At 75.0% G+C, this 9,905-nt stretch carries 6 protein-coding genes; 3 read left to right on the top strand and 3 right to left on the bottom strand.

Going from position 1 to position 9,905, the window contains the following annotated elements:
- Nucleotides 1-119: 119 nt before the first annotated feature.
- Nucleotides 120-1,715, bottom strand: a complete 1,596-nt coding sequence (locus tag AB0E96_RS33395) for an AMP-binding protein (RefSeq protein ID WP_359829546.1) — start codon at nt 1,713-1,715, stop codon at nt 120-122.
- Nucleotides 1,716-1,941: 226 nt separating this feature from the next.
- Nucleotides 1,942-2,784, bottom strand: coding sequence for a siderophore-interacting protein (locus AB0E96_RS33390; RefSeq protein ID WP_359829545.1), 843 nt, complete (start codon nt 2,782-2,784; stop codon nt 1,942-1,944).
- A 320-nt stretch (nt 2,785-3,104) separates the two neighbouring features.
- Between AB0E96_RS33390 and AB0E96_RS33385 the strand changes: the two genes are divergently transcribed.
- Entirely contained in the window at nt 3,105-3,905 is an 801-nt protein-coding gene (locus tag AB0E96_RS33385; RefSeq protein WP_359829544.1) for a maleylpyruvate isomerase family mycothiol-dependent enzyme, read from the top strand.
- A 508-nt stretch (nt 3,906-4,413) separates the two neighbouring features.
- A complete protein-coding gene (locus AB0E96_RS33380) occupies nt 4,414-7,077 on the top strand; it encodes a SpoIIE family protein phosphatase (RefSeq protein ID WP_359829547.1) in 2,664 nt (887 codons plus the stop codon).
- A gap of 235 nt (nt 7,078-7,312) precedes the next feature.
- On the opposite strand, the gene AB0E96_RS33375 is transcribed toward AB0E96_RS33380, so the two are convergent.
- Nucleotides 7,313-8,812, bottom strand: coding sequence for an SDR family oxidoreductase (locus AB0E96_RS33375; protein WP_359829543.1), 1,500 nt, complete (start codon nt 8,810-8,812; stop codon nt 7,313-7,315).
- 283 nt (nt 8,813-9,095) lie between these two features.
- Here AB0E96_RS33375 and AB0E96_RS33370 point away from each other — a divergent pair, with 283 nt between their 5' ends.
- The gene (locus AB0E96_RS33370) at nt 9,096-9,767 is read left to right on the top strand and encodes a sigma-70 family RNA polymerase sigma factor (protein WP_359829542.1); all 672 of its coding nucleotides are present in this window, start codon (nt 9,096-9,098) and stop codon (nt 9,765-9,767) included.
- The last annotated feature ends 138 nt before the right edge of the window (nt 9,768-9,905 follow it).

Here is a 9,905-nt window from a genome sequence, read left to right as displayed (position 1 = left end):
GCCTCCGCACCCGCCCGCCCGGCAAGCGGGGCGGCCTCGTACGGGGACGGCGCGAGCGCGCGCCGCTCCCGTACGGGGCCGTGCCGGGACAGCCGGCGGTCCGTGCGGTCCGTACAGGCCTATGAGCTCTCCGGGGTGGCGAGGCGGCGGAGTTCCTTCTTGTCGGGCTTGCCGGTGTCGGTGAGGGGCAGCACGTCGGCGAAGTCGATGACGTCGGGCACGTACATCTCGCCCCGGCCGTCGCGGACCAGCGTCCGCAGCTCCTGCGCCGTCACGTCCGCCCCGGGGCCGGGCACCACGGTGGCGTGGACGCGTTCGTGGCCGCCCTCGCCGCGGACCCCGTAGACGGCGCAGTGCCGTACACCGGGGTGGGTGTGGAGGAAGTCCTCGAGTTCGGTGGTGTACACGTGGCCGCCGACGACGGCGATCATGTCCTTGATCCGGTCGACGACGGAGAGGTAGCCGTGTTCGTCGAGCCGGCCGAGGTCGCCGGTGTGCACCCAGCCGCCGCGCAGGACCTCGGCGGTCAGCTCCGGGTTCTTCCAGTAGCCCTCCATCGCGAACTCGGACCGGACGCATATCTCGCCGAGCTCCCCGGTCGGGAGCGCGCGGTCGGCCTCGTCGCGGATCTCCACCTCGACGCCGTCGACCAGCGGGCCGGCGGTGCGCAGCAGGTCGAGGCGGTCGGGGTCGTGCTCGGCGGCGGACAGCACGCTGACGATGCCGGCCTCGAACTGGCCGTAGGCCTGCTGGAACACCCGGCCGAAGCGGCGGACCGCCTCGGCGATGCGCACCGGCGAGGAGGGCGTGCCCCCGTACGTGATCTGCCGGAGGCTGGAGAGGTCGGTGGTTCCGGCGTCGGGGTGGTCCAGCACCTGGTAGAGCAGCGGGGGCAGCAGGAACAGGTCGGTGATGCGCTCGCGGGCGACGGTGGCCAGGATCTCGCCGGGGTCGAAGCCGTAGTGGAGCACGACCGTGCCGCGGTTGGCGAGGGTGCCGTCGGCGACGAATCCGGCCGCGTGCGACAGCGGCGTGCACACCAGGTCCCGCCGCTGCTCACCGGTGAGCACGGCGCGGAGCCAGTTCCCCTGCATCCGGGCGAAGGTGCTGCGGATGCCCTTGGGGTGGCCGGTGGTGCCGCCGGAGTGGCGGATGAAGCACAGGTCGTCCGGCCGGGCGGCACTGGCCAGCGGCTCGTCCGACCGGGACGCGGCCAGGGCGAGCAGGTCGTCGCCCAACTCTGCCTCCCCGTCGCCGGTTTCGCCGAGGACCAGGACGTGTTCGACCGGCACCGCGGCCGCGAGGAGCGCGGCGCGCTCGGCGAGGCGGGGGTCGACGATGAAGGCGTAGGTCTCGACGTCGGCCATGATCCGGGCCTGGACGTCGACGCCCAGCCGGATGTACAGGTGGTTGAAGTGCGCGCCCAGCAGGTTGACGGCGTAGCGGACCGCGACGGTCTCCGGGATGTTGCCGCACAGCAGGGTCACGGTGCGGCCGCGCTCCACGCCCCGCTCGCGCAGGGCACGGGCGAGCCGGTAGACGAGGGAGCGGAACTCCGCGGCGCCGAGCCGTCGTTCGCCGCTGACCAGGACGGCCTGCCCCGGTTCGTCCGCCAGTCCGTCGAGGACGATCTCCACGTAGTTGCGGAACGCGGGGTCATCGGTGGGACCGCCGTCACCGGCGGGGTCGGCCGGGCGCGCCTCGGACGTGTTCATCGCTGCTGGTCTCCTTGTGGCGAGGAGGCACGCGACGCCCCGGGTCCGGGACGACTCGTGCACGGAGGGATGTCCGTCCTCCGTCAACTACCCACGCCGAGACGGCTGGAACGAGTACGTCCTCGCCCGTGTCCCGCCGTCCACCTGTGTCCCGCCACCCAGCCCGAGGAAACCGACCGCCGGCATCCGGCCGGTCTCCTCGACAGCCCGCGCGCCGGATCCGGGGTCAGTCGACCCGCTCCTGCTCGGCCTCCACCTGGGCGTTCCACTCGCGCTTGACCGCCCGCCAGGCATCGTCGTCCTGGCCGAACCGCCAGTAGCCGGAGATGGACAGCCGTTCGCGCGGAACACCGCGCTCCACGCGCAGTTGGCGCCGCAGCTCCTTGACGAAGCCGGCCTCCCCGTGGACGAAGGCCGACACCGTGCCGGCGGGGAACTCCAGCCCGCGCACCGCCTCGACGAGGGCCTCGCCCACCGGGCGCTCACCGCGGTGCAGCCAGACGAGTTCGACGGGGGCGGGCGAGACGATCTTCTGCTCCTCCGCGGCGTCGGCGACCTCGATGAAGGCGTGCACCACGGCGCCGGCCGGCATCCGCTCCAGGGCCACCGCGATCGCCGGCAGCGCGCTCTCGTCACCGACGAGCAGGTGCCAGTCGGCGTCCGCCTCCGGGGCGTAGCCGCCGCCGGGGCCCAGGATGCGCACCGTCTCACCGGGCAGCGCCCGGGCCGCCCACGGCCCGGCCAGACCCTCGTCACCGTGCACCACGAAGTCGATGGTCAGCTCGCACAGTGCCGGGTCCCAGGCCCGCACGGTGTAGGTCCGGGTGACCGGCCACTGCTCGCGCGGGTACTCCTCGCGGATCCGCGCCAGGTCGAACGGCTCCGCGTAGTCGACACCCGCGGGCGCGAACAGCACCTTGACATAGTGGTCGGTGAATTCCGTGGCGTCGAAGTCCTCCAGCCCCTCGCCGCCGAGGACCAGGCGCACCATGTGCGGCGTGATCCGCTCGGTGCGCAGAACCCGCGTCTCGCGGACGCGCGGCGTCCTGCGGATCGGCTGGTCGGTCATGGGGTCCCCCCTGGTCATGCTGTCAGGTCGATCAGTTGGTTAGGCTCACCTAAGTTAGCAGGTCGGGTGGCCGGGCGGGAGACCCGCACCGCCGGCCGGCGCCGGCCGCGACACCCCCACCCGGCCGCCTCCCCGAACTCCCCCACGGCCTCGGCCATTCGGCCACTCGACCACAGGACCCGAGCCCGCCTCGGACAGCCACCCGAGGAGCAGTGAGCGGCAGCACGACCGCGCGCACCGGGTGGACGTCACGTCGCCGAGCGGCGGCGACGGTGAATAATCGCTGTTCGATCACCGGAGGGCGGTGATAGACATCCGGCGTGCAAAAGAATCTTGAGTTCCCCGACCTGCTGCGACTGATCGACGAGCAGTCGGCAGCCTTCCGTGCCGTGGTCGCCGCCGCGCCCGGTCTCGACGCGCAGGTTCCGAGCTGCCCCGGGTGGACGCTGGCCGATCTGGTGAAGCACCTGGGTGGGGGAGACCGCTTCTGGGCCGCCATCGTCGGCGCGGGGCCCGCCGACGGGCCGCCGGCCGAGGCCGTCGCCGCGCGCGCCGCGCTGGAGGTGCCGCAGGAGCGCGAGGCCCTGGTGGCCTGGCTGGAAGCGTCGACGCGGCTTCTGCTGGACGCCCTGCGCGCGGCGGGACCGGAGAGCGGCTGCTGGACGTGGTGGCCCGCGTCGCAGTCACCGACGACCGTCGGCGGCGTCGCCCGGCACCGGGTCCAGGAGACCGCGGTGCACACCTACGACGCCCAGCTCGCCGGGGGCGCCCCGCAGCCGCTGTCGGGCGAGCTGACGCTCGACGGTGTGGAGGAGTTCCTGTTCACCGTCTGCGCGACGCCGAGCGCCTGGCCGCACAAGCCCACGGCCTTCGACTTCCACGCCGCCGAGGGCCTCTCCTGGCGCCTCACCGTCGACGGCGACGGCGCCCGCGTCACCCGCGTCCCCGCGCCCACCGCCACGACCGGCGAGGAGCCGGACGCCGCCGGCGCCTCCGTCCACGGCACGGCCAGTGAACTGGTCCTCTACCTGTACGACCGGATCAAGGCCGAGTCCCTGCGCGTTGACGGGGACGCGGGGCTCCTCGACCTGCTCCGTGCCTGGGAGCCGGAGGAGAAGTAGGACGCGGCGTCCCGGCGGGTGTCACCCCATGACGCCCGCCGGGACGGTTTCCTGAGCAGCCTCCGCCCGGTGGCGAACCCGAACGCGTCGCCGCCCTCCCCACGAACGGTCCTTCCGACGTCCTCGCCCTCGACGAGCGCGAGGACGTGCTCCGTTCCACCGACTCCGCCCCCGGCCTGACCCGGGCGGTACCCACCCGCGGGGCAAGCCCGACCGTCCGGTCGCACGGCGGGCCGATGACGGACACGCGGCACCCTCGCGCGTTCCGACCGGCCGACCGGGTGACGCCGACCGGGTGCCGGTCGCGGATCGGGGGCGCGTCCGGGGGCGGGGTGGCAGAGTGGGCGCGGCATGATCCGGATGCGTGGGGACGGCCTGGATGGATGGGATGCACGGCCGTGACCTCGGGACCACGGCCTCGAGCGGACCCGGCGGACCCCGCTCCGCCGGAGGCGGTCTGCGGTCACGGCTCCGGGCGCCCAGTGTCGCCGGACAGGTGTTCCTCTGGATGCTGGTCGTGGTGGTGCTGCTCGTCGCCGCCGCGCTGGCGGCACTGATCCTGCAGGCCCGCAGCTACGCCACGCGTGACGCGGAGCACCGGACGCGTGCCGCGGCCATCGCCCTGGCGCACGTCCCGACGGTCCTGGACGCCATGGACAGCGCCGATCCGACCGCGGTGCTGCAACCGCTGGCCGTGGCGGTGAGGAACAGCACCGGTTTCGACTACGTCGTGTTCGCCGGCCCCGACGGCACCCGCTACGCCTCCACCGACCACCCCGAGCTGATCGGTCAGCCCGTCTACGGCCCCTTGCAGGAGGAGCTGAAGGGCCCGGTCACCCTGACGATGAACAACCCGCTGTCGCACGACATGGAGTCGAGCGCGCCGGTCACCAGGCCGGACGGTTCGGTGGCGGGCCTGGTCCAGGTGGGCTACTACGTCGAGAGCGCGCTCGGCGCGGTGGGCGGACAGCTGCCGCTGCTGCTCGGGGGCGCGGCCGCCGCGCTCGTGGCGGGCACGGCCGGGGCGGTGCTGGTGCGGCGCCGGCTGCGCCACCAGACGCGGGGCCTGGGCCCGGCCGAGATGACGCGGATGTACGAGCACCACGACGCGGTGCTGCACGCCGTTCGCGAGGGCGTGCTGATCATCGGTGAGGACGGGCGGGTGGTGCTGGCGAACGACGAGGCCCGGCGGCTGCTGGAGCTGCGGCCCGGGGTCGAGGAGCGTCCGGTGGCCGAGCTGGGGCTCGATCCGGGGTTGGCCGAGCTGCTGGCGTCGGGGCGGTCCGCCACCGACGAGGTCCACCGGGCCGCGGGGCGCCTGCTCGCCGTCAACGTCCGCTCGACCGCGCCGTTCGGCGGCGGCGCCGGCAGCGTCGCCACGATCCGGGACACCACCGAGCTGCGGGCGCTGGCCGGGCAGGCCGAGGCGGCGCAGGCCCGGCTGCGGCTGCTGTACGACGCGGGGCTCCGGGTGGGCACCACCCTGGACGTGGTGCAGACCGCGCAGGAACTGACCGACGTGGCGGTGCCGCGGTTCGCGGACTTCGCCACGGTGGAGCTCGCCGAGGCGGTCCTGCACGGGGACGAACCGGTGCCGGGTCCGGGCACCGCCGACGGTCCGCAGGTCCGCCGGGTGGCCGTGGGCGGCGTCCGCGAGGACCCGTCCTTCCGCCCGGTGGGCGCGCGGAACGACCCGCCGCCCGGCACACCGGAGGCCACCGCCCTGGCGACGGGTCAGGCCACCCTGGTGACCGACCTGCGTCGGTCCCGGGCCTGGCGGGACGCCGACCCGGCGACCGCCGACCGGATGCTCGCCTCCGGGGTCCACTCGCTGATCTCCGCGCCGCTCACGGCACGCGGCCTGACCCTGGGCACGGTCACCTTCTGGCGCGCGCGGGAGTCCGACGCCTTCGAGGACGAGGACGTCGCCGTCGCCGAGGAACTCGTCGCCCGCACCGCCGTGTGCCTCGACAACGCCCGCCGTTACACCCGCGAACACCGGCTGGCCGAGGCGTTGCAGCGCAGCCTGCTGCCCCGCAACGTGCCCGAACAGAGCGCGGTCGACGTCGCCTACCGCTACCGGCCGGCCCGGCAGGGGGTCGGCGGGGACTGGTTCGACGTCCTCCCCCTGCCCGGCTTCCGGGTGGCGCTGGTCGTCGGCGACGTCGTCGGCCACGGCCTGCACGCCGCGGCCACGATGGGCAGGCTCCGCACCGCCGTCCTCAACTTCTCCGCCCTCGACCTGCCGCCGGACGAACTGCTCGCCCGCCTGGACGAACTGGTCACCCGGCTCGACCAGAACGAGGCGGCCCCGGCGGACGGTGACGGCGGCGACGGGAGCGAGGACGGCGAGCGCGCGGTCACCGGCGCCACCTGCCTGTACGCGATCTACGACCCCGCCTCCGGAACCTGCGCCATGGCCCGGGCCGGCCACCCGCCGCCCGCGCTGATCCTGCCCGACGGCCGGGTGGAGATCGTCGACCTGCCCGCCGGCCCGCTCCTCGGTGTGGGCGGTCTGCCCTTCGAGACCACCGAGCTCCAGCTGGCACCCGGCACCACGGTGGCCCTCTACACCGACGGCCTCGTCACCGGCCGGGACCGCGACCTGGACAACGGGCTCACCGCGCTGCGCCGCGCCATGGCGAGCGCCCGGGCCGAGGGCGATGGATCCCCGGAGGACACCTGCCGGGCCGTGTTCGACGCGCTGGTCCCGCCGCACCCCCGCGACGACATCGCCCTCCTCGTCGCCCGCACACGGCTGCTCGAACCCGACCAGGTGGCCACCTGGGACGTGCCGTTCGACTTCGCCGCCGTCTCCGGCATCCGCCGGGCGTGCGCCGACCAGCTGACCGTCTGGGGCCTGGAGGAACTGAGCTTCACCACCGAACTGATCCTCAGCGAACTGATCACCAACGCCATCCGCTACGGTGCCGAACCGGTCCGCGTCCGCATGCTGCGCGACACCAGCCTGGTCTGCGAGGTCTCCGACGGGAGCAGCACCGCCCCGCACCTGCGCTACGCGGCCACGACGGACGAGGGCGGGCGGGGGCTGTTCCTGGTGGCGCAGACGGCCGAGCGCTGGGGAACCCGGTACACGGCCCGGGGCAAGGTCATCTGGTCCGAGCAGACGCTGACCGCCCCCGAGTTCCAGTTCGAGGCGATGGTGCTGTAAACCCGGGACGTGTGAGCCCCGCGCCCGGACCCCACCGGCGGGGTCGGGGGCGGCGGCGAGGCGGACGGCCTCGTCATGCTGCCTCCGGGCCGGCGGCACCGGTGGGGAGGACCGGTCGGCCGAGATCGGTCCGCCCCGTGAGCCGGTGGCGAACGAGCGGGCCGGGCGGCGCGACCACGCCGTGGACCGCCGTGGACCGCCGTCGCCGTGCCCACGGCCCTGGGCGGGAGCGGGTTCAGCCCCGGTTTCCCCGTCCGGCGGCGGCACGGGCCCGGCCGGTGATGTTGCGGGCCATGTCGCCGAACACCACGGAGTGGAACGGCACGAGCGACCACCAGTAGGCGTGGCCGGCCAGCCCGTGCGGGTGGAAGAGGGCGCGCTGGCGGTAGTGCGTTCCGCCGGCGCCGTTCGGTGCCACGGAGAGTTCGAGCCAGGCGAGGCCGGGCAGGCGCATCTCGGCGCGCAGCCGCAGCAGCCGTCCGGGGTCGATCTCCTCGACCCGCCAGAAGTCGAGCGGGTCACCGACCCGCAGCCGGGCCGGGTCGCGCCGGCCCCGACGCAGCCCGATGCCGCCGGCCAGGCGGTCGAGCCGGCCGCGCAGTTCCCACGCGAGCGGGAAGGAGTACCAGCCGTTGTCGCCGCCGATCCCCTCGACGACCCGCCAGACGTCCTGCGGAGCGGTGTCCGTGTCGAGCTCCTTGACGTCCTGGTAGAGGCTTCCGCCGGCCCAGTCGGGGTCGGTGGGAAGCGGGTCGCTGGGGGCGCCGGGGAGACTGGCCGAGGACCAGTGGGTGGAGACCTCGGCGTCGCGGATCCGGCGCAGCGCGAGGGCGACCGCCCGGTCGAAGCCGGTCGCGCCGTCCGGCGGGTCGGGCGACCACCTGACGATGTCGTGCTCGGTGCAGACCACCTCGTGCCGCAGCGATTCGACCAGCGGCCGGGCGATGGAGTTCGGCACCGGGGTGACGAGTCCGATCCAGTGCCCGGAGAGCCAGGGGGTGAGGGCCGGGGTGGGAAGGATCAGCCGCGGCGGCAGCCCGGCCACCCGGGCGTAGCGCTGCATCATCTGCCGGTAGGTCAGCACGTCGGGGCCTCCGAGGTCGAAGCTCCGGTTCACGTCGGCCGGCAGGCCGGCGACGGCGACCAGGTGACGCAGCACGTCCCGGACCGCGATCGGCTGGATGCGGGTGTTCACCCAGCGCGGGGTGACCATCACGGGCAGCCGTTCGGTCAGGTACCGGAGCATCTCGAAGGAGGCCGAGCCGGAGCCGATGATCACCGCTGCCCGGAGCTCGGCGGTGGGCACGCCGCTGTCGCGCAGCTGCCGCCCGACCTCGGCGCGCGAGCGCAGGTGCGGCGAGAGCCGGGACGCGGGGACGCCGCGGGGGACGAGCCCGCCGAGGTAGACGATCCGGCGCACCCCGGCCTCGCGGGCGGCGGCGCCGAAGTCCCGGGCGGCCCGCCGGTCGGTCTCCTCGAAGCCGGGGCCGGTCCCGAGCGAGTGGACCAGGTAGTAGGCGACGTCGGCTCCGCGCAGCGCCTCGACGAGCGTCTCGGGCCGGGTGACGTCGCCCTTCGCGGTCTCCACCCGGGGCCGCCAGGGCTGGTCGCGCAGCCGGCCCGGGTCGCGGGCCAGGCAGCGCACCCGGTGCCCGGCGGCGAGCAGTTCGGGCACCAGACGGCCGCCGATGTAGCCGGTGGCGCCGGTGACCAGGCAGGTGAGCGGTGCGGGCATGGCGGCCTCCCGGTCGGTGATGGGCTCGGGCGGTACGGAGTCCGAGCGACGGCCCCCGGCGCGAGTGGCCGCGCCGGGTGGTCGGCCTGGCACCCGTCCCGGTGCCGGTCATGGTGGTCGCGATGGACGGCCCGCGGGACGGGACTGTCGTACGGTCTCGCGGCTACCCCGTCCTTCGGAGCCGACCCGTGCACCGGATCGCCCCGGTTTCGGACGCGGCCGGAAAACGATGCACAATGGGTGCGAGTCGCCCGGCCGGCCGGAACGCCGCACCGTGGACCCCGTGACCACGAGCACCCGCGCACGCGCCGCCCCACGACCCGCCCCACGGCCCGCAGCCGACCCGGTGGACCTGGCGGACCCGGCGGACCCGGCGGACCCGGCCGAGCTGATGGCCCTGGTGGCGGCGCACGGCGACACGGACGCGTTCGCCGCGCTGTACGCGACGCTCGCCCCGCCCGTGTACGGCGTCGCGCTGCGCACGCTGCGCAGTCCGTCGCACGCGGAGGAGGTGACCCAGGAGGTCATGCTGGAGGTCTGGCGCACCGCCGCCGCGTACCGGCCCGAGCGGGGCAGCGTGCTCGCCTGGACGCTCACCCTCGGCCACCGCCGCGCGGTCGACCGCATCCGGTCGACCCAGGCGGCCGGCGACCGCGAGGTCCGGGCCGCCCTGCGCGAGCGGCCCGTCGGCGAGTCGGTGGCCGACCAGGCGGAGCGGCTCCTCGACGTCCAGCGGGTCCGGCGCGCCCTCGCCCGGCTCAGCCGGCCCCAGCGCGAATCGCTGGTCCTCGCCTACTACGGCGGCTACTCGCAGCGGGAGATCGCGCAGTCCCTGGGGCTCCCGCTCGGTACCGTGAAGACCCGCATGCGCGACGGCCTCCGCCGGCTGCGCTCCGCGCTCGACGACCACGAGCCGGCGGGGCCGGCGGGACGGGCGGCGGCACGGACGCCGTAGGGAGGCACCGGTGGCAGTGGAGGCATCCGTGAAGGGGGACCGTGCCATGGGTTCGGGCCCGGTCGAGGCCCGGACGGCCCCGGGCGCCGCGCGGACGCCCCCGCGGGACGACCGGACGGTGGGGGGCGCCTCGCGGGC

The organism is Kitasatospora sp. NPDC036755 (genome assembly GCF_040636595.1).
Lineage (GTDB): Bacteria > Actinomycetota > Actinomycetes > Streptomycetales > Streptomycetaceae > Kitasatospora.
This window is presented reverse-complemented; position numbering and strand designations above follow the sequence as displayed.